The sequence below is a fragment of the Microvirga sp. CF3062 genome, from assembly GCF_036314045.1.
Classification (GTDB): domain Bacteria; phylum Pseudomonadota; class Alphaproteobacteria; order Rhizobiales; family Beijerinckiaceae; genus Microvirga.
The window spans coordinates 130169-154559 of record NZ_JAYGGN010000008.1 but is presented as its reverse complement, the minus strand read 5'-3'; the positions used below and the strand labels follow the sequence as shown (position 1 = coordinate 154559).

The 24391-nt window shown below is 65.0% G+C and carries 17 protein-coding genes; 6 read left to right on the top strand and 11 right to left on the bottom strand.

Going from position 1 to position 24391, the window contains the following annotated elements:
- Positions 1–9: 9 nt before the first annotated feature.
- Positions 10–1008 carry an RluA family pseudouridine synthase gene (locus VB618_RS15370; RefSeq protein WP_329797583.1) on the top strand — a complete coding sequence of 333 codons (999 nt, stop codon included), beginning with the start codon at positions 10–12 and terminating at the stop codon, positions 1006–1008.
- A gap of 188 nt (positions 1009–1196) precedes the next feature.
- Entirely contained in the window at positions 1197–2087 is an 891-nt protein-coding gene (gene rpoH, locus VB618_RS15365; RefSeq protein ID WP_329797582.1) for an RNA polymerase sigma factor RpoH, read from the top strand.
- Positions 2088–2160: 73 nt separating this feature from the next.
- Here the strand turns inward: rpoH and VB618_RS15360 are convergent, their stop codons facing one another.
- The 3 genes from VB618_RS15360 to VB618_RS15350 all read right to left on the bottom strand — a co-directional run bounded on the left by VB618_RS15360 (position 2161) and on the right by VB618_RS15350 (position 6292).
- Positions 2161–3360, bottom strand: a complete 1200-nt coding sequence (locus VB618_RS15360; RefSeq protein WP_329797581.1) for a histidine kinase — start codon at positions 3358–3360, stop codon at positions 2161–2163.
- A 33-nt stretch (positions 3361–3393) separates the two neighbouring features.
- Positions 3394–4686, bottom strand: coding sequence for an adenylosuccinate synthase (locus VB618_RS15355; RefSeq protein ID WP_329797580.1), 1293 nt, complete (start codon positions 4684–4686; stop codon positions 3394–3396).
- A 742-nt stretch (positions 4687–5428) separates the two neighbouring features.
- Positions 5429–6292 carry a type 1 glutamine amidotransferase gene (locus VB618_RS15350; protein ID WP_329797579.1) on the bottom strand — a complete coding sequence of 288 codons (864 nt, stop codon included), beginning with the start codon at positions 6290–6292 and terminating at the stop codon, positions 5429–5431.
- Positions 6293–6368: 76 nt separating this feature from the next.
- Between VB618_RS15350 and VB618_RS15345 the strand changes: the two genes are divergently transcribed.
- Entirely contained in the window at positions 6369–7274 is a 906-nt protein-coding gene (locus VB618_RS15345; protein ID WP_329797578.1) for a DMT family transporter, read from the top strand.
- A 163-nt stretch (positions 7275–7437) separates the two neighbouring features.
- Here VB618_RS15345 and purU read toward each other — a convergent pair whose 3' ends face one another.
- From purU to VB618_RS15330, 3 genes are all read right to left on the bottom strand, one after another.
- The gene (purU, locus tag VB618_RS15340) at positions 7438–8310 is read right to left on the bottom strand and encodes a formyltetrahydrofolate deformylase (RefSeq protein ID WP_329797577.1); all 873 of its coding nucleotides are present in this window, start codon (positions 8308–8310) and stop codon (positions 7438–7440) included.
- A gap of 11 nt (positions 8311–8321) precedes the next feature.
- A complete protein-coding gene (serA, locus tag VB618_RS15335; protein ID WP_329797576.1) occupies positions 8322–9914 on the bottom strand; it encodes a phosphoglycerate dehydrogenase in 1593 nt (530 codons plus the stop codon).
- A gap of 178 nt (positions 9915–10092) precedes the next feature.
- Positions 10093–11265, bottom strand: coding sequence for a phosphoserine transaminase (locus VB618_RS15330; RefSeq protein WP_329797575.1), 1173 nt, complete (start codon positions 11263–11265; stop codon positions 10093–10095).
- A gap of 245 nt (positions 11266–11510) precedes the next feature.
- On the opposite strand from VB618_RS15330, the gene VB618_RS15325 reads away from it, so the two are divergent.
- Together VB618_RS15325 and VB618_RS15320 are read left to right on the top strand one after the other, a co-directional pair.
- Positions 11511–12785, top strand: a complete 1275-nt coding sequence (locus tag VB618_RS15325; RefSeq protein ID WP_329797574.1) for an efflux RND transporter periplasmic adaptor subunit — start codon at positions 11511–11513, stop codon at positions 12783–12785.
- A 161-nt stretch (positions 12786–12946) separates the two neighbouring features.
- Positions 12947–16108 carry an efflux RND transporter permease subunit gene (locus tag VB618_RS15320; RefSeq protein ID WP_329797573.1) on the top strand — a complete coding sequence of 1054 codons (3162 nt, stop codon included), beginning with the start codon at positions 12947–12949 and terminating at the stop codon, positions 16106–16108.
- A gap of 73 nt (positions 16109–16181) precedes the next feature.
- On the opposite strand, the gene glmM is transcribed toward VB618_RS15320, so the two are convergent.
- The 5 genes from glmM to VB618_RS15295 form a co-directional block, all read right to left on the bottom strand.
- Positions 16182–17537 carry a phosphoglucosamine mutase gene (gene glmM, locus VB618_RS15315; RefSeq protein WP_329797572.1) on the bottom strand — a complete coding sequence of 452 codons (1356 nt, stop codon included), beginning with the start codon at positions 17535–17537 and terminating at the stop codon, positions 16182–16184.
- A gap of 341 nt (positions 17538–17878) precedes the next feature.
- Positions 17879–19798: an ATP-dependent zinc metalloprotease FtsH gene (ftsH, locus tag VB618_RS15310; RefSeq protein WP_329797571.1), complete on the bottom strand. Its 1920-nt coding sequence runs from the start codon at positions 19796–19798 to the stop codon at positions 17879–17881.
- A gap of 143 nt (positions 19799–19941) precedes the next feature.
- The gene (gene tilS, locus VB618_RS15305; RefSeq protein WP_329797570.1) at positions 19942–20967 is read right to left on the bottom strand and encodes a tRNA lysidine(34) synthetase TilS; all 1026 of its coding nucleotides are present in this window, start codon (positions 20965–20967) and stop codon (positions 19942–19944) included.
- Between the two features lie 28 nt (positions 20968–20995).
- The gene (ybgF, locus tag VB618_RS15300) at positions 20996–21973 is read right to left on the bottom strand and encodes a tol-pal system protein YbgF (RefSeq protein WP_329797664.1); all 978 of its coding nucleotides are present in this window, start codon (positions 21971–21973) and stop codon (positions 20996–20998) included.
- Between the two features lie 112 nt (positions 21974–22085).
- Positions 22086–22583 (bottom strand): OmpA family protein, encoded by a 498-nt coding sequence (locus tag VB618_RS15295; protein WP_329797569.1) that lies wholly within the window; start codon positions 22581–22583, stop codon positions 22086–22088.
- Between the two features lie 248 nt (positions 22584–22831).
- Between VB618_RS15295 and VB618_RS15290 the strand changes: the two genes are divergently transcribed.
- Positions 22832–24349, top strand: coding sequence for a phospholipase D-like domain-containing protein (locus VB618_RS15290; protein ID WP_329797568.1), 1518 nt, complete (start codon positions 22832–22834; stop codon positions 24347–24349).
- The last annotated feature ends 42 nt before the right edge of the window (positions 24350–24391 follow it).

Below are 24391 nucleotides of genomic sequence, written 5' to 3'. Positions count from 1 at the left end.
GAGGATGCGGTGAACGACGCGACGCAGCAGGAATGGACGTTGGAGGATGGCCTCGGGCCCGAGCGACTCGATCGCGTGCTGGCGCGGCTGCAAGGCGACCTGTCGCGCAGTCGCCTCCAGGCACTGATCCGAGAGGGCCACGTGACCGTCGATGAGGCACCGGTGCTGGACCCCAACCGCAAGGTGGCAGGCGGTGCCCGCATCGGATTGAGCGTGCCGCCGCCGGTGCCGGCGGAACCAGCCGGCGAGGTGATGGCGCTCAGCATCGTCTATGAGGATGACGACGTGATCGTCATCGACAAGCCGCCCGGCCTCGTGGTTCACCCGGCAGCGGGACACGATTCAGGCACCCTGGTGAACGCGCTCATCGCCCATTGCGGCGAGAGTCTGTCAGGCATCGGCGGGGTGAAGCGGCCGGGCATCGTGCACCGGCTCGACAAGGATACGTCGGGCCTGCTGGTAGTGGCCAAGAACGACCTCGCCCATCAGGCGCTGTCGGCACAGTTCGCCGATCATGGCCGCACGGGTCCGCTGGAGCGCGCCTATCTTGCCATCGTCTGGGGTGCACCGGAGCGGCGGCGCGGAACCGTGGAGGCGGCGCTCGCCCGCTCCACTCACAACCGCGAGAAGATCGTGGTGGTGGCCGGGGAGAGCGGCCGCTATGCCATCACCCATTACGAACTCCTGGAGACTCTGCCCCCCGCCCTGCCATTGGCGAGCCTTGTCAAATGCGAGCTGGAAACCGGACGCACGCACCAGATCCGGGTCCACATGGCCCATCTCGGGCACCCGCTCCTGGGCGACGCAACCTATGGTTCCGGCTTCAAGACCAAGGCGAACCGCCTCGCGGAGCGGTCGCGGGATGCGCTCACTGCTCTCCGCCGGCAGGCCCTGCACGCGACAATTCTCGGCTTCGAGCATCCACGAAGCGGCGAGTTCCTGCGCTTCGAGAGCCCTCTGCCGGCCGATCTGGCTGCGTTGCTGGAGGCTCTGCGGGCGGAAATTTAGCGTCAATGGGTCGCAAGATTCAGCCACGCTGGCACCCTTGCGATTCTGATGCGTTCACCACGTCTTGAAGCCTGACGCCTCTATTCGGACGAGATTGAACCGATTATATGAAGAGGTTGGGCGGCCAGCCATGGGAGGGGGCCGCCGCAGGCTTGCCTCGCGGTGAGGGAGCCAAAGGAGGAGACACGATGGCTACAGCGCTTCCAGTGCTTGCCAATGAAGGAGGCCTTTCGCGCTATCTCGACGAGATCCGTCGCTTCCCCATGCTCGAGCCGCATGAGGAATACATGCTCGCCAAAAGCTGGCGCGAGCATGGAGATCGCGAAGCAGCCCACAAGCTTGTCACATCCCACCTGCGCCTGGTCGCCAAGATCGCCATGGGCTACCGCGGCTACGGCCTGCCGATCGGCGAGGTGGTTTCGGAAGGCAATGTCGGCCTGATGCAGGCCGTCAAGCGCTTCGAGCCCGACAAGGGCTTCCGCCTCGCCACCTATGCCATGTGGTGGATCAAGGCGGCGATTCAAGAATACATCCTGCGGTCCTGGTCCCTCGTGAAGATGGGCACCACCGCGAACCAGAAGAAGCTGTTCTTCAACCTGCGCAAGGCCAAGGGCCGCATCTCCGCCTTCGAGGAAGGCGACCTGCACCCTGACAACGTCAAGCGGATCGCCACCCAGCTCGGCGTGACCGAGCAGGACGTGGTGGACATGAACCGCCGGCTCGGCGGCGACTCCTCTCTCAACGCGCCACTGCGCGATGAGGGCGAAGGCGGCGGCGAGTGGCAGGACTGGCTCGTCGACCAGGGCCAGAGCCAGGAGCAGGTGCTCGTCGAGGAAGAGGAAGGCCAGAACCGGCTGAAGGCCCTGCGCAACGCGCTCTCCGTCCTCAATCCGCGCGAACGCCGTATCTTCGAGGCGCGACGCCTCTCGGACGATCCGATTACCCTGGAGGAGCTCTCCACCGAGTTCGGCGTCTCCCGCGAGCGTGTCCGCCAGATCGAGGTGCGCGCCTTCGAGAAGATCCAGGACGCGGTCAAGAAGAACCTGACCCAGATTGAGACCTCGGAGGCCGAGGCCTAAACCTCCAGAGGCAGATCCAATAAAAAAGCCGCGCATCATGCGCGGCTTTTTGCTGTTCACGTCTTAATCGGGCCTATTGCCACTGGCTGAACGCGTCGTTGATCACCTGTTCGCCGGAGCCGCCCTTCTCAAAGCTCAGGATGGCGCGCTGGCCCGAGGCCATCCGCACCGGCAGGTCGACCCAGTTGCGGCGCACGAAGAGTTGCGTGTTGCGCGCCACATCGGCCTGCAGGTTGGAAAGGCCGATCAGAAACAGGTTTTCGCGCACGGGCACCGGCAGACCGGCGACCGGGGTGCCGCGCGCCGCCTCCTCGCTCTTGAACTGCAGCAGGCCCACGTCACGGATCACGCGGTTCGTATCGCCCGCGCGGGTCGTGAAGGTGAGCTCGACCGTATGAGAAGCCGGCAGCGTCGTGTCGAGATTGCGCCGGAGCACCATTCTCATAGTCAGGCCGGCATCAGGGATATCCACATTGGCGATCACGGCCTTTTCCAGCGGCTGACCCTGGCCTGGATTGACGTCTTCCAGGCGCCACGTCACGCGCCCGACTTGCGCCTTGGGGGCCTGGGGATTGGCGGGATCCTCCTCGTAGAAGACCGCACGCTGCACGACGCCTGTTTCCTGGCGGGGCGCCGGGTTGGCGGTGGCGGCCGGCGGAGACGCCTGCCCTCCCCCTACGCGCTCGTTGATCTTGGAATCGGCCGGTGGCGTTGCCGGAGCCTCCGCGACTGGAGCCTCGGGAGCGAGGTCCTCGGGCCTGTCGCGCCACAGGAAGGCGAAGGCCGCAATGGCCGCGATCACGAGTGCCAGGACCGAGCCGAACACGATGGTGCGCGCACGTCCCTTGTTCTGCATAGCAGGATGAGGCCTGCTGTCGATCTTAGGCCGGGACACTGCGGGCTCGGCATAGGAATCGTCGAACTCGTCATCCTGAACCGGCTCGGGAGCCGGCGCCCGTAATCCATGGACCGAGGCTGCACCGCGCGAGCCTTCAGGCCCCGGCCGGACCGGCGGCTCGTCAGTTGGCGTGGTCGAGAAGGTATCGGCATCGAACCCGGACGGCGGCGCATAGTCCGCCTCGACCTTGGCGATGGCCTCGTCGAGGGAGCGGCTCTCCTGCTGGATCTCAGCCTCGGACAGGGGCGGGTTGAGCGAACGGAGCTGCGCGATCAGCGCCGTACGGGCACGCTCGTAGACAGCGTGCCGCTTGTCGGGGTTCTGCTCGGGCAGGCCTTCGACGGCTCGGGCGATGAGAGGGTAATAATCTGCCATTTGCCTTGGGAATGACCCGCCGGGGCTTTGCCGTCAACCCTCAAAGGGGTTCTTCATGAGGATTGTGTCGTCACGCTCCGGCGAGGTGGAGAGCACCGCGACCGGCGCGCCGATCAGCTCCTCGACCCGGCGGACATACTTGATGGCCTGCGCCGGCAGGTCCGCCCAGGAGCGGGCACCCGCGGTCGAGCCGCTCCAGCCCTCGAAATCCTCGTAGATCGGCTCCACGCGGGCCTGAGCCCCCTGGCTCGCCGGGAAATAGTCGATGGTCTCGCCATCGAGCCTGTAGCCGACGCCGATCCTGATGGTCTCGAAGCCGTCGAGGATATCGAGCTTGGTGAGCGCGATGCCGTCGATGCCCGAGGTGCTCACGGTCTGGCGCACCAGCGTGGCGTCGAACCAGCCGCAGCGGCGCTTGCGCCCCGTGACCACGCCGAACTCCTTGCCCTTCTGGCCGATCAGCTCGCCGGTCTCGTCGAAGAGCTCGGTCGGGAACGGCCCCTCTCCCACGCGGGTGGTGTAGGCCTTGGCGATGCCGAGCACGTAGCCGACAGCACCGGGGCCGAGGCCGGAGCCGGTCGCCGCCTGGCCGGCCACCGTGTTGGACGAGGTGACGAACGGATAGGTGCCGTGATCGACGTCGAGCAGGGCGCCCTGCGCGCCCTCGAATAGGATCCGCTTGCCGGCCCGGCGCTCCTCGTCGAGCAGGCGCCACACGGCATCCATGTAAGGCAGCACCTTCGGAGCGACCGAAGCGAGTTCCTCGTAGATCTCCTCAGGTTTGAACTCGTCGAGGCCAAAGCCACGGCGCAGCGCGTTGTGGTGCGTGAGCAGGCGGTCGATCTTGTCGCGCAGCGACGGGAGATCGGCGAGATCCATGAGGCGGATGGCGCGGCGGCCGGCCTTGTCCTCGTAGGCCGGGCCGATGCCGCGCTTGGTGGTGCCGATCTTGGTGCCGGCGCTGCCGCTTTCGCGCAAGGCATCGAGCTCACGGTGAATCGAGAGAATCAGCGTGGCGTTCTCGGCCACGCGCAGGTTCTCGCGACTGATCGAGACGCCCTGCTCGCTCAGGCGCTCCACCTCGCCGGCCAGCGCATGCGGATCGAGCACCACGCCGTTGCCGATGACGGAGAGCTTGTTCGGGCGCACGACGCCGGAGGGCAGGAGCGAGAGCTTGTAGACCTTGTCGCCGATGACAAGCGTATGGCCGGCATTGTGACCGCCCTGGAACCGCACGACCACATCCGCCTGTTCGGACAGCCAGTCGACGATCTTGCCCTTGCCCTCGTCGCCCCACTGGGCGCCCACGACAACCACGTTCGCCATCGCCTAAACCCTCACATGAAAAAGCCCCGGCGCAAGGCCAGGGCTGGGTTAAAAACCTTGCAAACCCTCATGGTGGATCATGCGCCTCAGGTCAAGGCGGAATGAGCCCTGCATCCCCGCATCATAAGCACTGGAAAGGCGGGATTGTGGTTTTGCATGTTCGGTCTCGCATACAGGTTGATTGAAGAGCCAGCACCTGTGGGCCCGCAGCATGTGCTGCGAGCCTGTGGTGGAAATCGAGGGTGGCGCGAATGGCAGCCCGGCTCGATAATGTGGTGTGAAGTGGAAGAGCCGAACTGTCTCTTCGCGCACGGCTTCTTTAGGCGTTCAAGCGGTGCCGGCCCGGTGACCGCCTCAGGCGGGGTCCGTCTGCTCGACGGGGGCCTGAGACCGATTCCGACCACCGGCACGCAGCCTGGGCCTCCTGTCGGTGAAGCTTGCGAGGCCGCACCACAGGACCGTGTCTGCTCCCACACTGCGACGCCTCGCGAGCGCGCCCCTCGATAGGAACAGATCTAAGGAAATACTATAGCTAAGGTTGAGGCAGATGTCAAGAACAAATAAAGAACATCAGTACTGCTGGCCCTCTCCCCTTTGCTGGGGAGGGGAACACCCGCGCCGCGTCATGGCCGGCCTTGTGCCAGCCATCCACGTCTTTGGAGTTGCAGCGTTGCAGAAGACGTGGATCCCTGGAACAAGTCCGGGGATGACGAGGAGGGCGGCATTTCGGGCTCCGCAGCACTCAAGCCCGACCGCGTGCGCTCTTTTCCGCCTTCACGCGGTTCTCGATGAAGTTGCGGATTTCACGGGTGCGGCGGGCAGGCTCAAGCACCTCCGCGTCGATGCCGTGGCGCCAGGCGAGATCGAAGCGGGTCGGATCCTTGTCGAGCGCCGCCAGATCCTCCGCATAGGCAAGAGCCTCCTCGGGCGTGCGGCAGAAGCCTTCGAGCACGAGGATGTCGGTGCGGCGGCTCAAGATGGCGGCGAGTTCGCTTAAGGAAAACTCCGGGTGATACTGCACACCCCAGAACGTGCCGCCGTCGCGGCGGATCTCGGCCGCCTGAACCGGCGACACCGCGTTGCTCGCGAGCACAGTGCAATCCTCCGGCACAGCGGTGACCATGTCGAGATGGATCGCGGGCGCGTCGTAAGCGGCCGGGCGGCCATCGAGGAGCGGATGGCCCCTGCCCGCCTCTGTCCGCGTGAGCCTGCGGGCGATGCCGACTTCGCGGCCGAGTGGGTTCTGGCGCACGTCGCCGTCCGCTGCCACCGCTGCCACCTGCAATCCCCAGCAGGAGCCGAACGATGGCGTGCCGGAGGCATAGGTCGCCCGCATCAGGTCGATCTGACGCAAAATCTCAGGCGTGCGGTCGTAGATGTTGAGATGAGAGCCGGTGAGCACGATGCCGTCATAGGAGCCGAGCCCCGCCGCATCCGGCAGGTTCGCGCCCTCGTCTGTCGGGAAGGCGATGTCGCAGACGGCATCCTGGGCGATCTCCTGGATCACCTCCGAATAGGACTCGGAGAGCGTGAGTCCATAGGCATCCCTGTGGGCCTGCCTTGCGCCCCGCGTATTGCCCTCAACCACCAGAAACCTTAAGGCCATGCGTGTCACTCGCTTGTCGTTGTGCCGGTTTAGCCGAAAGGCGCCCGGCGGCAAGTGCAATAAGGTCTGGTCCCCAATGAGAACCCTGCATGCGCTTTGGAAGGGAACGTGGGGGCAGGCCTATGTGCTCCTGACCCTCACCACGCTGATGTGGGGCGGCAATGCCATCGCCGGGCGGCTCGCCGTGGGCGAGGTCTCGCCCATGATGCTCACCTGCCTGCGCTGGGTCATCGTCGTGATCGTGCTGATGCCGCTGGTCGGCCGCCAGGTGGTTGCGGCCTGGCCGCAGATCAGGGGGCGCTGGGCTTTCACGATCCTCATGGGAGCCTTCGGGTTCACCGGCTTCAACGCGCTGTTCTACGCAGCCGCGCATTACACGACCGCCGTGAACCTCACGATCTTTCAGGGCTCCATCCCGGTGCTCGTGCTGCTCGGCACCGTACTGTTCTTCGGTGCCCGCGTGATCCCGCTACAGATCATCGGCATGATCGTCACAATCCTCGGCGTGATCCTAGTTTCCGTGAAGGCCGATTTCGAGATCCTCCGGACGCTCGCGCTCAACATCGGCGATGTCTGGACGCTGATCGCCTGCGTGTTCTACGCAGCCTACACGCTCGGCCTGCGCCACCGCCCTGCGCTTCCGGGCCTCATCTTCTTCGCGGCGCTGGCAGTGGTGGCCTTCACAACATCTCTGCCGCTGCTCTGGATCGAGGCGGCGCAGGGCAATCTGCAATTCCCGACCGCGAAAGGTTGGCTCATCCTGCTTTACGTGGGCCTGCTGCCGTCCCTGCTCTCGCAGGTTTTCTTCATGCGCGGCGTCGAGCTGATCGGCCCCGCGCGCGCCGGGCTTTTCGTCAATCTCGTTCCGATCTTCGGGGCGCTTCTTGCCGTGGTTCTGCTGGGCGAGCCCTTCGCGCTCTATCATGCCGGAGGCCTTGTGCTGGTGCTCGGCGGCATCTGGCTCTCGGAACGGCGGCGGTAGAGACCCGTCACTGTCATTCCGGGGCCGCGCAGCGGAGCCCGGAATCCATAAACACGACGGCTTAAGTAAGGGCGAGCAGCGTTGCGCCTCATTCTGAATCGTTAGCGGTTATGGATTCCGGGCTCTCGCTTTGCTCGCCCCGGAATGACAGTGAGAGGCGTCACTAATCCGCAAACACCACGGTCTTGCGCCCATTGAGCAGGATGCGGTCTTCCAGGTGGTGGCGCACGGCGCGGGCCAGCACGCGGCGTTCGATGTCGCGGCCCTTGCGCACCAGATCGTCCGCCGTGTCGCGGTGCGTGATCGACTCCACGTCCTGCGCGATGATCGGGCCCTCGTCGAGATCCGATGTCACGTAATGCGCCGTCGCGCCGATCAGCTTCACGCCGCGTGTGTGCGCCTGGTGGTAAGGCTTGGCGCCCTTGAAGCTGGGCAGGAACGAGTGGTGGATGTTGATGCAGCGCCCGGCAAGCTTCGCGACCAGTCCGTCCGAGAGCACCTGCATGTAGCGCGCAAGCACCACGAGATCGGCCTTCGACTCGCGGATGATGTCCCAGACCTGCGCCTCCTGCTCGAGCTTGGTATCCTTCGAGACGGGCAGGTAGTGGAACGGGATGTTGCCTAAGCCCACATGGGCATAGGTCTCGGCCGGGTGATTGGCGATGATGCCGACGGGCTCGAAATCGAGCTCGCCGATGCGCCAGCGATAGAGCAGATCGGCCAGGCAATGATCAAACTTCGACACCAGCAGCATGACGCGCCGCTTCTCGGCCGGATCGCGCAGAGTCCAGGTCATGGAAAAGCGCTGGCTGAGCGGCGCGAAGCCGCTCTTGAGGGCGTCGAGGTCGGCCTCGCCCATCACGGGATCGAAGACGACGCGCATGAAGAACCGGTCTGTCTGCGTGTCGTCGTATTGCTGCGCGTCGAGGATGTTGAGACCGGCATCCGACAAATGCCCCGCGACGGCGGCCACGATGCCCGGACGGTTCGGGCATGCGAGCGTCAGCACGAAGCGCTGCGACGGGGCATGGGCCATAGCATTACACCTTAAAAGCGAACGGCGCGGGCACGCTTGACCTGCGGGATGTCCTCGATCAGGCGCAGGAGATCGTCGGAGACCGGGTCGTCCACCGAGACGAAGCAGATCGCGTCGCCGCCAGGCTTGTCGCGGCCGAGCGCAAAGGTCGCGACATTGACGCCCGACTCGCCGAGCAATGTGCCGAAGCGGCCGATGAAGCCCGGCTTGTCGTCGTTGCGGACATAGATCATATGCGGGGCGAACTCGGCATCGACCGCGATGTCGCGGATCTCGATCACGCGCGGCTTGCCGTCCTGGAACACTGTGCCGCCGGCATGGCGCGCCATGTCGTCCGCATCGACGATGATGCGGATGAAGCTCTCGTAGTCGCGCGCTGCGTTCTCACGCTTCACCTCTTCCACCATGATGCCACGGTCTCGCGCAACGAGCGGCGCCGACACCATGTTGATGTCCTGCAGGAAGGGGCGCAGCACGCCGGTCACGGCAGCCGAGGTGAGCGCGCGGGTGTTCATCTCGGCGACCGCACCCTCGTACTCGATGCGGATGCCCTTGATCGGTGCTTCCGTAAGCTGGCCGAGGAACGAGCCGAGCTTTTCAGCCAAAGCCACAAAGGGTTTCAGGCGCGGCGCTTCCTCGGCCGTGATCGATGGGAAGTTCACCGCATTCTGGATTGCGCCCTGCAGCAGGTAATCCGACATCTGCTCGGCCACCTGCAGGGCTACATTCTCCTGCGCCTCCGTGGTGGCGGCACCCAGATGCGGCGTGCAGACCACGTTGGGATGCCCGAAGAGTGGGTTCGACGTGGCAGGCTCCTCGACGAACACGTCGAAGGCAGCGCCCGCCACATGGCCGGAATCGAGTGCTGCGCGCAACGCCACCTCGTCCACGAGACCGCCGCGGGCGCAGTTGATGATGCGCACGCCCTTCTTGGTCTTGGCGATGTTCTCGGCCGAGAGCACGTTCTTCGTCTTTTCCGTCATCGGCACGTGGAGCGTGATGATGTCGGCGCGGCGCAGCAGGTCCTCGAGCTCCACCTTCTCGACGCCGAGTTCCAGTGCGCGCTCGGGCGACAGGAAGGGATCATAGGCGATCACCTTCATGCGCAGCCCGATGGCGCGGTCGGCCACGATGGAGCCGATATTGCCGCAGCCGATGACCCCGAGGGTCTTGCCGGTGAGTTCGACGCCCATGAAGCGGTTCTTTTCCCACTTGCCGGCTTGCGTGGAGGCATCCGCCTGCGGGATCTGCCGCGCAAGCGCGAACATCATGGCAATCGCATGCTCGGCCGTGGTGATGGAATTGCCGAAGGGCGTGTTCATGACGATCACACCGCGCGCCGTGGCAGCGGGAATCTCGACATTGTCGACGCCGATGCCGGCGCGGCCGATGACCTTCAGGTTCTTGGCCTGCTCGAGGATCTTCGCCGTGACCTTGGTGGCGGAGCGGATGGCAAGGCCATCGTAATCGCCGATGATCTGGCTAAGCTTGTCCTTGTCCTTGCCGAGATCGGGCTGGAAATCGACCTCGATGCCGCGATCCTTGAAGATCTGCACGGCGGCGGGAGAAAGAGCATCGGAAATGAGTACGCGGGGAGCGGGCATGGTGCACCTCTGAAATCCCTCTCCCCTCTGCGGGAGAGGGTGGCCTCGCGGAGCGAGGTCGGGAGAGGGGAAGAATTGTTGAATGAGGGTGAGAGGGGCAGAGTTTGAGCGAGTACGGCCCCTCTCCCGCCCTGCTTTGCAGGGCACCCTCTCCCGCAAAGGGGAGAGGGATCGAGCGTTACGCCGCTTGCGCGAGCTTCGCCTTTTCCTGCGCGAAGGCCCAGTCGAGCCAGGGCGTCAGGGCTTCGAGATCGGATTGCTCGACCGTCGCGCCGCACCAGATGCGCAGGCCCGGAGGGGCATCGCGGTAGGCGCCGATGTCGAGGGCCACGCCCTCCTTTTCAAGCGCGGACACGATGCCCTTGGCGACCTGCACCACGGCCTCGGGACCCTTTGCCACCACGTCCGGATCGGCGATGACGAGGCACACGCTGGTGTTGGAGGCGGTGGCCGGATCCTTGGCCAGATTGGCGATCCACGGAGTCTTCGCGACCCAGTCGGTGATGACCTTCGCATTGCCATCGGCCTTGGCGACAAGCTTTTCTAAGCCGCCAATGGACTTCGCCCATTCGAGCGCATCGATGTAGTCCTCGACAGCCAGCATGGACGGGGTGTTGATGGTCTCGCCCTCGAAGATGCCTTCGATGAGCTTGCCGCCCTTGGTCATGCGGAAGATCTTCGGCAGCGGCCAAGCCGGCTTGTAGCTCTCAAGCCGCTCGACGGCGCGCGGCGAGAGGATGAGCATGCCGTGGGCGGCTTCGCCGCCGAGCACCTTCTGCCAGGAGAAGGTGACCACGTCGAGCTTGGCGAAATCGAGCTTCTGCGCAAACGCCGCCGAGGTGGCGTCGCAGATGGTCAGGCCCTCGCGGTCGGCCGCGATCCAGTCAGCATCCGGCACGCGCACGCCGGAGGTGGTGCCGTTCCAGGTGAAGACCACATCGCGGTTCTTGGTATCGACCTGCGAGAGATCGGGAAGCTCGCCGTATGGCGCGGTAATGACCCGGGCATCCGAAAGCTTGAGCTGCTTGACCACGTCGGTGACCCAGCCCTCGCCGAAGCTTTCCCAGGCCAGCATGTCGACGGGCTTAGCGCCCAGCATCGACCACAGCACCATCTCGACCGCGCCGGTGTCGGAGGCGGGCACGATGCCGATGCGGTAATCGGCCGGCACGTCGAGCACCTCGCGGGTGAGATCGATGGCGAGCTTCAGGCGCGCCTTGCCGAGCTTGGCGCGGTGCGAGCGGCCAAGGCTGTCGGTTTTGAGATTTTGCAGAGACCATCCGGGGCGCTTTGCGCAGGGGCCGGACGAAAAGAAGGGCACGCGCGGACGCGCGGCGGGCAGGCTTGTCATGATTCCATCCTCTCAGATGGGCGCCTCTCGGTGGGGAGAGGTGTCCCGCCGACCGGTATGACGGACGCGAAAGCCACGGTCAAGGCGATTGCTGCGGGATCTGTCGTTGCGGCAGCAATCCAGATTACGAAATCGTAATACAAAACATCGTGTTCAGAGGGACCCGTTCGGAGTAATTGGCATATATTATGCTAGGACAAGGTCCGATCTTCCGAACGATAAAGACTGACGTGTAAGGAGCAAGCATGCGTGTGTCCGGTCAACTTGCTGTCATAGCCATGCTGGGGGCGGCAGGCTTTGGCGGCTGGTACGCCTACAAGGGCGGCCATCTGGCCAATGTGCCTGTGATCGGCGCCTATGTGAGCCAACCTTCCGGCCAACAGGCTGGCGGTCCGAGAGGCCCGGGCGGACGTGCCGGTCCCGCCGGCCCGGCGACGGTCGAGGTCGACACGGTCAAGACCGGTCGCATCGTCGAGATGCGGGAATCGGTCGGTACGGTTCGTGCCTATGAATCGATCATGGTGACTGCCAAGGTGGCAGGCATCATTGGCGAGATCGGCTTCGAGGAAGGGCAGAAGGTCAAGGCCGGCGACCTGCTGGTCCAGTTCGATGCCGCCGAGCGCCGCGCCGCTATCGAGCAGGCTGCAGCCGAGGCCAACCGGGCCACGGCACTCCGGAACGAGATCGCCATCAAGCTCGAGCGCGCCCAGGCCCTGAACCGCACCGGCGCCGGCACCGGCGCCCAGGTCGAAGATCTGACGGCCCAGATGAAGTCGCTCGAAGGCTCGATTGCCTCCGCCCAGGCCCAGCGCAAGGCCGCCGAGGCCCGGCTTGAGGAGCTGACGATCCGTGCCCCCTTCGCCGGCCGTGTCGGCACCCGCTCCGTCTCGCTCGGCGCCTATGTGGCCCCCGGCACCCGGATCACCTCCCTCGACGAGCTGTCGAAGGTGCGCCTGGACTTCGCAGTACCGGAGAACCTTCTGGGCCGCCTCAAGCCCGGCCAGACGGTCAACGCCACCTCGGCCGCCTATAAGGGCCGTATCTTCAAGGGCACGGTTGCGACCATCGATACACGCGTGGACCAGACGACCCGCACGGCGCGCCTCACCGCGGAGTTCGACAATCCGGACGAAGCTTTGAAGCCCGGCATGTTCCTGTCCGTGTCCCTGGAAGTGTCCACGAAGGATGACGCTGTCGTGGTACCGGAAGAAGCCATTGTCAGCGAGGGCTTGCGCCACGTCGTCTATCCGGTGAAGGACAACAAGGTGGAGCGCCGCGTCATCACCATCGGCCAGCGTCAGGGCGGCAAGGTGGAGGTGGTGGATGGGCTCAAGGCCGGTGAGACCATCGTCGTGCTTGGTGTCCAGCGCGTGCGGCCCGGCGCCGAAGTCATCGCCCGGCCGGTGGGTTCCGGCCCTGCTGCCGCTCCTGCTCCGGCGGCCAATCGCGAGCAACCCTCCCGCTCGTCGCTGAACGTGCCGCAGGCCATCGGCAGCGCCCAGGCCGCCGAGCGGAAATAACATGCATTCCGTGTCATTCCCGACCGGAGCGCAGCGTAGGGGAAGGGAAGCCATAGCCGCCGAGCGTGCAAGTGGATCCCCTTCCCTCGCTCTGCTCGCCAGGGATGACACCGGTCTTCAACTTTTCAAAAGACTTGACCCTAACGGGATTGAATAGAGCCATGCAGGTTTCAGACCTCTTCATCCGCCGTCCCGTCCTGGCTGTCGTGGCAAGTCTGCTGCTGATCGTGGGCGGCCTCGCTGCGCTCATGAACCTGCCGGTTCGCGAATATCCGCAGGTCGACCGCCCGGTCGTGTCGGTTTCCACCGTCTATCGCGGTGCCTCGAACGAGGTGATCGAAAGCCGGGTGACGGAGATCATCGAGGGTGCCATCGCGGGCATCGAAGGCATCCGCCAGATTACGTCCCAGAGCCAGAACGACCGCTCCTCGGTGTCCATCGAGTTCGAGGTTTCCCGCGAGCCGGAAGCCGCGACCTCGGACGTGCGCGACGCCGTGTCCCGCGTCACTGGACGGCTGCCCGACGACGCCGATACGCCGGTGGTGCGCAAGGTCGATGCGAACGCCTCGGCCATTCTGTGGGTCGGCGTCACGTCCACCACGCTCGATGCCCTCGAGCTCAGCGACTTCCTCAAGCGCGTCTATGTGGACCGCCTGTCGACTGTTCCAGGCGTCGCCAACGTGAACTTAAGCGGCGAGCGCCGCTTTGCCATGCGCGTCTGGATCGACCGCCCGGCGCTGGCTGCCCGCGGCCTGACGGCGCAGGATTTAGAGACCGCCATCAAGCGCCAGAACGTGGAATTGCCCGGCGGCCGGATCGAGTCCAGTCAGCGTGAATTCACCGTCAAGACCGATTCCCGCCTCGCCACGCCCGAGGAATTTGCGCAGGTAATCGTCACCAACAAGAACGGCCATCTGGTCCGTCTTGGCGAAGTGGCTCAGGTGGAGGTCGGCGCGGAGGACACGCGCTTCGAGTTCTACCAGTCGGGCGAGACCGCCATCGGCTTAGGCGTTGTGCGCCAATCGACCGCCAACACACTCTCCGTCGTCGAAGGCGTGCGCAAGGAATTGGACGAGCTCAAGTCGTCGCTTCCCCCCGGCACCGTCGCCGAAGTGGCCTATGACGAAAGCCAGTTCATCCGCGCGTCCATCGACGGCGTGCTGAAGACGCTGCTCGAAGGCGTGGCGCTGGTGATCCTCGTGATCCTGGTCTTCCTGCGCGACTGGCGCTCGACCATCGTGGCCATGGTGGCGATTCCGGTCTCCATCACCGCAGCCTTCATGGTCATGGCCTTCTTCGGTGCGTCCATCAACGTGCTGACCCTGCTGGCCATCGTGCTTGCCATCGGCATCGTGGTGGATGACGCCATCGTGGAGATCGAGAACGTGCACCGGCGCATCGAGGAAGGGCAGCCGCCGCTGCTCGCCTCTTTCGACGGCGCGCGCGAGATCGGCTTTGCCGTGATCGCCACCACGGCCACCCTGATGGCGGTGTTCGTGCCGCTCGCCTTCATGACCGGCAATACCGGCAAGCTCTTCCGCGAATTCGGCATCACGCTTGCGGCAGCAATCTTCTTCTCGGGCGTGGTGGCGCGCACACTCACCCCGATGATGTGCTCCAAGCTGATGGTGCCGGCCCACGGCCGCATCCAGCGCATGACCGAGCCGGTCTTTGAGAAGATGAACAGCGGCTACCGCTGGCTGCTCTCCCGCGCGCTGAAGATTCCGTTCGTCATCCTCTTCGTCGGATTCCTCGTATCGCTCTCGGCCTATGGCCTGTTCCAGTCCCTGCCGAAGGAATTCGCCCCGCAGGAGGATCGCGGCGCCATCATCGTCAGGCTCCAGGCGCCGGAAGGCGCAAGCCTCGACTACACCCGCGACCGGGTGAAGGAGGTCGAGAAGGCCATCCTGCCCCTGCAGGAGCAAGGCGTCATCGGCTCCATGCTGAGCCAGGTCGCACCGGGCTTCGCGCGCCCGTCCCCGGTCAATGAAGGCATCGTGATCGTGCGGCTCGTGCCCTGGGAGGAGCGGACCGAGAGCCAGCAGGACATCGTGCGCCAGCTGACGCCGAAGGTGTCGAACTTCCCCGGCGCCCGCGTGTCCGTGGTCAACCCGCCGGCTTTCGGCGGCGCCGGCGGCTTCGGCCAGCCGATCCAGTTCGTGCTCGGCGGTCCCGATTACGACACGATCCGCGGCTGGCGCGACATCGTCATGCAGAAGGCCCAGGAGACGGGCAAGTTCCTCAACATGGATTCGAACTACCGCGAGTCGCAGCCCGACATCCGCGTGCAGATCGACCGCCAGCGCGCCGCCGATCTCGGCGTCTCGGTGGAGGATATCGGCCGCACGCTCCAGCTGATGTTCGGCGAGACCGAAGTCTCGACCTTTGTCAGCCGCGGTGACGAGTATCCGGTGATCATGCGTGCCCGCGCCCAGGATCGCGCGACGCCGAACGATCTCACCAACACCTTCATCCGTGCCGCCAACAGCGAGTTGGTGCCTCTCTCGTCCTTCGTCTCCTTAACGGAATCGGCCGCGCCGCAGGCCCTGAACCGGTTCGACCGGCTGCGCTCGATTACGATCCAGTCGTCGCTGACACCGGGCGTTTCCATCGGCGAAGGTCTGGAGATCCTCCAGCAGATCGTGCGCGACAACCTGCCGGCGGAAGTGCGCATCGGCTATAACGGGCAGTCGAAAGACTTCCTCGATTCCACCGGCGCGATCTACGTAACCTTCGCCATGGCGCTACTCGTTGTGTTCCTGGTGCTGGCGGCCCAGTTCGAGAGCTGGATCAACCCGTTCATCATCATGCTCACCGTGCCGCTCGCCGTGACCGGTGGGTTGCTGGCGCTGTTCGTCACAGGGCAGACGCTCAACATCTACAGCCAGATCGGCATGATCCTGCTCATCGGCCTCATGACCAAGAACGGCATCCTGATCGTCGAATTCTCGAACCAGCTGCGCGAGCGGGGATATTCCGTGCACGATGCGGTGCTCGAAGCATCGGTCCTGCGCCTGCGGCCGATCCTGATGACCTCCATCGCGATGATCGGCGGCGCCATTCCGCTCGCCTGGTCGACTGGCGCCGGCGCCGAGGCGCGCAACGCCATCGGCTCGGTGATCGTGGGCGGCGTGACGGTCTCCACCATGCTGACCATGCTGGTGGTGCCCTCGATCTATCTGCTCATCGGCGGCTTCACCAAGCCCTCCACCTATGTGGGCGAGATGATCGATCGCCTGCGCACGCAGACTGGCCTGCGGCCCCATGGGGAAGACATCAAACCTCATGCGCCACAACAGCCTCCAGCGCATCCTGCGGAGTGATGATAAGAACGAAAAGCCCCGGCGATCATCTCGCCGGGGCTTTTCGTTTGAAGCTTGGTAGGGAGCAGCGTTCTTATGCAGCGACCTGGGAGGCAGCCCGCGTGACGGCAGCCACCACGTCGTCCACCACGCGTTTGACGATATCCTCGTTGTCGCCCTCGCCCATCACACGAATGACCGGTTCAGTGCCGGAGGGACGGATCACGAGCCGGCCTGCTTGGCCGAGAGTCTCGCGCCCTGCCTCGATGGCCTTGATGACCGAGGCGTCCTGAAGCGGCTTGCCGGCCTTGTAGCGCACGTTCTTGAGCACCTGCGGCAGGGGCTCGAAGCAATGACAGACCTCCGAGACCGGCTTGTCGAGGCTCTTGACCACGGCGAGAAGCTGGAGCGCCGCGACGAGGCCATCGCCCGTGGTTGTGTAGTCGGACATGATGATGTGTCCAGACTGCTCGCCACCGAGATTGAAGCCATGGGCCCGCATGTGCTCGAGCACGTAGCGATCACCCACTGCTGTGCGCACGAGGCCGAGGCCCATGCCGCTTAAGAAACGCTCCAGGCCGAGATTCGACATGATCGTCGCAACGATGCCGGGCTGGGACAGGCGGCCGTCGTCCTTCCACGAACGGGCGACCACAGCCATGAGCTGGTCGCCATCGACCTTGTGACCCTTCTCGTCGATGATCAGCACCCGGTCCGCATCGCCGTCGAGGGCGATGCCCACATCGGCGCGCAGCTCCCTGACCTTCTGGATCAGAGAATCGGGGGCGGTCGAGCCGACATCGTGGTTGATGTTGAAGCCGTTGGGCTCCACGCCGATCGACATCACCTCGGCGCCTAGTTCCCATAGGGCTTCCGGCGCCACCTTGTAGCCGGCGCCATTGGCGCAGTCGATCACGACCCGCATGCCTTCGAGATCAACCTGCCGAGGCAGGGTGCGCTTGGCGAACTCGATATAGCGAGCCTGGACGCTCTCGATGCGCTTGGCGCGGCCGAGCGTGGCGGACCCGGACAGCTGGCGGGTCAGATCGGAATCGATCAGGGCCTCGATCTCGCGCTCCATGTCGTCATTGAGCTTGAACCCGTCCGGGCCGAACAGCTTGATGCCGTTGTCCTCGTAGGGGTTGTGCGAGGCCGAGATCATGACGCCGAGGTCGCAGCGCATGGAGCGGGTCAGCATGGCAACCGCAGGGGTCGGGATCGGCCCGAGCAGGAGCACGTCCATGCCCACCGAGGTAAAACCCGCCTGAAGGGCGGACTCGATCATGTAGCCGGACAGCCGCGTATCCTTGCCGATCACCACCCGGTGCCGGTAATCGCCGCGCTGCTGGAACATGAGGCCGGCTGCCTGACCGACCCTGAGGGCGAGGTCCGGCGTGATGATGCCGTTGGCACGGCCCCGAATGCCGTCTGTTCCGAAGTATTTCCGCACGTGCTTTGTCTCCGCATTCCGTTGCGTTAAAGCATCGGTCCCAAAAGTGGATTCCACTTTTGGGACCCAATCCGATGCTTCTTCCTTGATAGGCGCATCGTCTGGAGCGGAAAACCGGGTCCACTTTTCCGCACGATGCGCCGATCAGCGCCTTTGCTTTTTCAAAGCAACCTCCCCCACGTCGGTCAAGGCATGGAGGCCAATCTGCGCCATCACAAGTGATAAGCGATTGTTACAGACCTTAAGCCTAGCCCATCTGTAGTATTAGTACTTCAGGGTAAACAAAAAAGAACGCCCGCTGGGGAGGCGGGCGTTCCTGGATTTTACAGATACTGATGTTTTTAAGCCTGCGGCTGGGGCTCCATGCCCCCGTCGCTTTCCCGCGGGCGACCCGGGCGGGTCGTCGGAACAGCCGAGCCGCGGGTCGGGGTCGCCGTGTCGCCGGTGTCCCGCACTGGGGGCTGGCCGTCGAGCAGGTTGCGGATCTCCTCGCCCGACAGGGTCTCGTATTCCAGAAGGCCGCGAGCCAGTCCCTCGAGTTCGTGCTGTTTCTCTGTGAGAATGCGACGGGCATCGTTGAGCCCGTCCTCCACAAGGCGGCGAACCTCGGAGTCGATCTTCTGGGAGGTCGCCTCGGAGATGTTCTGCGTGCGTCCCATGGACATGCCGAGGAACACCTCGTCCTGGTTCTCGCCATAAGCCACGGTGCCGAGCTCGGGCGAGAAGCCCCACTTGGTCACCATCATACGGGCCAGACGCGTGGCCTGCTCGATGTCCGACTGGGCGCCCGAGGTGACCTTCTCCTTGCCGAAGATCATCTCCTCGGCGATGCGGCCGCCCATCATGATGGCCAGACGCGAGGTCATCTGCTCATAAGACATGGACAGCTTATCCCGCTCGGGCAGCTGCATGACCATGCCGAGCGCACGTCCGCGCGGGATGATGGTGGCCTTGTGCACCGGATCGGTGGCCGGGACGTTGAGCGCCACCACGGCGTGGCCTGCCTCGTGATAGGCGGTCAGGCGCTTCTCGTCGTCGGTCATGACCAGGGTGCGGCGCTCGGCGCCCATCATCACCTTGTCCTTGGCGTCCTCGAACTCCTTCATGGTGACGATGCGCTTGCCGCGCCTCGCCGCCAGCAGGGCCGCCTCGTTGACGAGGTTCATCAGATCCGCGCCCGAGAAGCCGGGGGTGCCGCGAGCGATGATCTTCAGGTCCACGTCGGGAGCCAGCGGGACCTTGCGCACATGGACGCGCAGGATCTTCTCGCGGCCGACCACGTCGGGGTTCGGCACCACGATCTGACGGTCAAAGCGGCCCGGGCGCAGGAGCGCCGGATCGAGCACGTCGGGACGGTTGGTGGCAGCAATAATGATCACGCCCTCGTTGGCCTCGAAGCCGTCCATCTCCACCAGGAGCTGGTTGAGGGTCTGCTCGCGCTCGTCGTTGCCGCCGCCGAGGCCGGCGCCGCGATGGCGGCCGACCGCGTCGATCTCGTCGATGAAGATGATGCAGGGGGCGTTCTTCTTCGCCTGTTCGAACATGTCGCGCACGCGGGAGGCGCCGACGCCGACGAACATCTCGACGAAGTCGGAGCCCGAGATGGTGAAGAACGGCACGTTGGCCTCGCCTGCTACCGCACGGGCGGTGAGGGTCTTACCGGTACCGGGAGGGCCGACGAGCAGCACGCCGCGGGGAATGCGGCCGCCGAGACGCTGGAACTTCTGCGGATCGCGCAGGAACTCCACGACCTCCTGCAGGTCTTCCTTGGCCTCGTCGATGCCCGCAACATCATCGAAGGTGACGCGGCCATGCGCCTCGGTGAGGAGCTTTGCCTTGGACTTGCCGAAGCCCATGGCCCGGCCGGCGCCGCTCTGCATCTGACGCGACAGAAACACCCAGGCGCCGATGAAGAGCGCGATGGGCAGGATGTTCATGAGCACCGCGATGAACCAGGGGGTGGAATCCGACTGCGGACGGGCCGTGATCGAGACGCCCTTCTGCTGCAGCTTGGTGACCAGCATCGGGTCGCTCGGCGCATAGGTCGTGAAGGAGCGGCCGTCCGTATAGGTGCCGCTGATCTCAGGGCCGGAGATGACGACGCTGGTGATGCGCCCGGCATCGGCCTCGCTGAGAAGCTGGCTATAGGCGATGTCGCTGCCGCCGCCCCGTTGGCCGGGGCTCTGGAAAAGGGTCACGAGCGCCAGCACCAGGAGGAAGATAACCACCCACAGGGCGAAGTTGCGGAAATTTGAATTCATTTGATCAGGTTCTGCCCCAGAGGGAGAAAGCACGAGGAGGTCTCCCCGCGCGGCTAAACTCAATGTAGGCATACCGTCCCGCCTTGCCAAGGGAATGCGGCATGCATGCGGCATCATCCGATAGCCTGGACCAGGAGATTCGGCTAACGGCCGCGATGGCGTGGCGGTTCCGGCCCCACAGACACCCGTCCGGCTCGGGTCAGGCGCAGGTGAGCTCCTACGATGGTGAGGCTCAGCGCCTCGCCCCCTCCAGCGGCCTGTCGCAGGCGCTCCGTGCAGGCCTCGAGCCGGTAAAGACGGCTGTTGTCCAGATCCATGCCAGCTTCTGCCAAGGCCAGTTCCAGCACCCGCAGGGCGATGTCGAAGGGCTCGTCCGTAAGGGCTCTCGCATGGAACGACAGGGTCCCGGCTTCGGAAAGCGGCTCAGCGCGGTCGAGGGCTTCCCGTGCCTTGAGGTCGAGAGCCTCATCCGCTTGCGCTGCCCTCTCCGCCAGGCGGGCCAGCCGCTCGGCGGTGAGCCCCTCAGCGGCAAGAAGGGGCATCAGCTTGCGCCAGCGGACCCGGGCATAGCGCTCGTCCGCGTTCGACGGATCGGTGACGAAGCGCCAGCCCTGCTGCCGGCATTGATCGAGAAGACGTGATTTCGGAACACCAAGGAGCGGCCGCACGTGACGGATGCCGTGCCGGTCCGTTTCGAGGCGCATGCCGGCAAGGCCCGACAATCCCGAGCCGCGCGACAGGCGCATCATCACCGTTTCGGCCTGATCGTCGAGGGTATGAGCGGTAACGAGATGGGAGGCTCCCCTCTCACGGGCGTGCTCGACGAGGAGCCCATAGCGCGTCTCGCGGGCAGCCTCCTGGATCCCGGTAGCGGGCTTTTGCCCGGTCCAGGCGAGGGTCCGGTGCGGCAGGCTTAAAAGAGCGGCTTCGCGCGCCACGAAGGCGGCCTCCTCGGCGGCCTCGGGCCGGAGGCCATGATCGACGGTGGCAACATGGATCGGAGGACGGCGCTTGAGCGAAGCCCAGCGGGCGAGCCCATGCATCAGGGCCATCGAGTCCGGTCCACCCGACACGGCCACCAGGATGCCGGAGGCTTGGCTGAGAGAAGAGAAAAGACGCTCGAGCCCTTCATCCGAGAGCGGATCGTCGGGGGGCGAGACCGGGGCCACGGCGCGGGGCCTGTAGAAGGTCAGCGGATCAAGTGCACTTGATCCGCTTCTGCTCGCGCTCGGAGGCTTGGCGGACAGGCGCGGAGGCCTGCGGGTACTTGCGGTCGAGTTCGGCGAAAACCGAGCAGGCGCGATCTTTGGCCCCAAGGCCGTTCAGGGAGATGCCGAGACGCAGCAGGGCATCGGGCGCCTTGGGCGTGTCCGGATGCTCGGCCGAGACGTTCAGGAACTGCTCCGCGGCCTCGCGATACCGGCTGCGCACGAGATAGGTCTCGCCAAGCCAGAAGGTAGCTTCCGGCACGAGCTTGTCGCGCGGGTTTGATTGCAGGAAGCGGCGAAAGCTCATCTCGGCCTGGTCATATTGCTTCTGCGTGAAGGACGCGTAGGCCGTGTCGAAATCCGACCGGGGATTGCCGACACTGGTGGCCGCCACGCTGGGGTTGGCACGCTCGGTGATGGCGCCCTGAGGCAAGGCCGCCTGGGCGTCGGCAGGATAATCGAGCGGTGCGCCCTCGGGATCGTCCTGCTCGATCAGCTCCCCGATCCCGCCGAGTTGCCCGCCCGGAAGCGGCATCGGCCGGCCGGCCTCGGCGAGTGCCGCTGACGGCGGGGTCGAGCCGAGCGGGCGAGGTGCGCCGGGAGCGCCTGGCGCCTCCGACGGGTCGAAGACGTCGCTGCGGCGCTGGGGCTGCGGCTGGGCCGGCGCCGGCTGTGGGGCAGGCCGCGAAGGCGTCGCGGTGGACGGTGCAGGAGCGGGCTTGGATCCGCCACCACGCCCTTCCTGGAACCGGAACTCCACGTCCTCCTGGAACTTGCGCAGCTGTTCCTTCAGCTGGCGGTTCTCGTACTGGAGCTGCTCCATTTGCCCGGACATCTGCCGGAACTGGCTCTCGAGCCGGTTCAGGCGCACGATCGCGTCAGCCGCATCCTGCGCGGCGGCAGGGGAAACCGAAGTTGCGGCCAAAGCCAGGGCAAAGGCGAAAAAGACAAACAGGCGTCGGAACATGCTGGGAATACCGTAAGGATCCAGGGCGGAGGTGCCGATAACACAAAAGCGCCGCCACGGCGAGAATGTGGCGGCGCTCTGCGATTTCACGAGACTTGAACCTGATGAGGCCTTATGCCCCGGCGCCGTTGCCGAGCACCGTCACCGCGCGCCGGTTCTGCGACCAGCAGGAGATGTCGTTGCAGACCGCCACCGGGCGCTCCTTGCCGTAGGACACGGTGCGGAAGCGGTTGCCCGGGATGCCGCGGGAGATCAGGTAGTCGCGGGCGACCTGGGAACGGCGGGCGGAGAGCGAGAAGTTGTACTCGCGGGTGCCGCGCTCGTCCGCATGACCTTCAAGGATGAAGGTGTATTGCGGGTAGCGCTGCAGCCACTGGGCCTGCTTGTCGAGGGTCGCAACGGCCGTGGGGGTCAGGTCCGTCGAGTCGGTCTCGAAGAACACGCGGTCGCCTACATTGACGACGAAATCCTGGGCGCTGCCTGGGGTGGCGGCACCACCGGCACCGAAGCCGGCTCCACCGGCCATCTCATCTTTGTTGGACGAACACGCCGCCGCCCCGAGGGCGAGGACGATAGCAGCGGCGAATTTGACGGCGCGCAGCGTCATCATGGGCAATACTCCTTACACATACGTTTGCCGAACGTTGTGTCTTTCATATCGGGAGGATGGTTAAGGGAGGGTTCCGTCAACCGAGGAGAGAGACCCGGGATTAAGGTGAATTATGGCCAAGTTGTGGAAGTTGGGATTAGGGTAAATCAACCGTGAATGAATTCCCGCTGGAAGCTTTATATCTGTCGTTAGGACAGGTGAAGGAAGCTAGGCTGCTGCCGATTGCCTATCTCACGCGTTGAGAGGTCATGAATATCGTGACGACCCCGCCCGGCACCCTTGGACAGCCCTACCGCAAGGCTCTCGACGACCTGCGTCTGGAGCGGGCTTTCGCGCGCATCGCCGACAGCGACCTGCGGCACGGCAATGCGGTGAACCTGCTGCGGGACGCGCGGGAGAACTATCCAGCCTGGCTTGAGGCGATCCGCTCCGCACAAACGGCAATCCATTTCGAGAACTTCATCATCGCCGACGATGATTCCGGCGGGGAATTCGCCGAAGCCCTGATGGAGCGCGCACAGGCCGGCGTGCGGGTACGGGTGCTGTACGACTGGCTCGGCTCCTCCGCCCGCGCCCTGCCCTCTTACTGGCGGCGCATGCGCGAGGCCGGGGTGCAGGCCAAGGTCTTCAACCCGCCCCGTCTGACGGATCCGTTCTGGATCCGCCGCAACCACCGCAAGCTGATCACGGTCGACGGGCGCATCGGTTTCGTCTCAGGGCTCTGCATCTCCGACAGCTGGGTCGGCAAGGGCGGTCATGAGCCTTGGCGCGACACAGGTATCGCCGTGGAAGGCCCGCTGGTGGCGGATCTCGATGCCGCCTTTGCCGAGAGCTGGGTTCTCGCCGGAATGCGGCCGATCCCGAAATCCGAGCTGCCCCACGCGGACCTGATCCCGCCGGTCGGCTCCGTCGCGGCCCGGGTCATCAGCGGCGAGCCCGGCATGTTCCGCACCTACCGGGTCGACCAGTTCATCGCCGCCACCGCGCAGCGCAACCTCTGGCTCACCGATGCCTATTTCGTCGCCACCACCTCCTACGTGCAGGCGCTGGGCGAAGCCGCGCGCGACGGCGTCGACGTGCGCATCCTCGTGCCCGGATCGAGCGACGTGCCGGCGCTGCAGCCGGTGGTGCGGGCGGGCTATCGCTCGCTGATCGAGGCCGGGGTCCGCGTTTTTGAGTGGAACGGCACGATGCTCCACGCCAAGACCGCCGTGGCGGACGGGCGCTGGGCCCGGGTGGGCTCCACCAACCTCAATCTGGCGAGTTGGGCCACCAACTGGGAGCTCGACGTGGTGGTGGAGGACACAGGCTTCGCCGAGGCCATGGAGGCGATGTATCTGGAGGATCTTGCCAACGCGACGGAGATCGTTCCCGGCTGGCAATCCCGCCGACGGCAGGCGAGAAACATGCGCTCCCGCCGCGGCCACCGCTACACCAAAGGCGGCGTGCGAAGGCTTGCCGCCGGCGCCCTCGCGCTGTCGAGTGCCGTGAGCAAGGCAGTCGGGTCCGGATCGCGCTCGCTTACGGCCACGGAAGCCAGCAGCATCGCCATCATCGGCTTCGCACTCCTGGCCGTCGCTGCTTTGATCACGTTCTTCCCAGTCCTCATTATCTCGCCTGTGGTCATCGCCCTCGTCTGGCTGGGCCTTGCGCTTCTCATCCGCGCCTTCAGGCTCAAGCGGCGCGTGCGGCTGAGACGACGCAAGCTTGCACTTCGGCGGAAATTGACGAAGATCAGAGACGGCGAGGCTTCGCCAGGAGAGTAGGACCCGAGAAGAGCAAAACGAAACCAACGGTCAAGCTTGGCG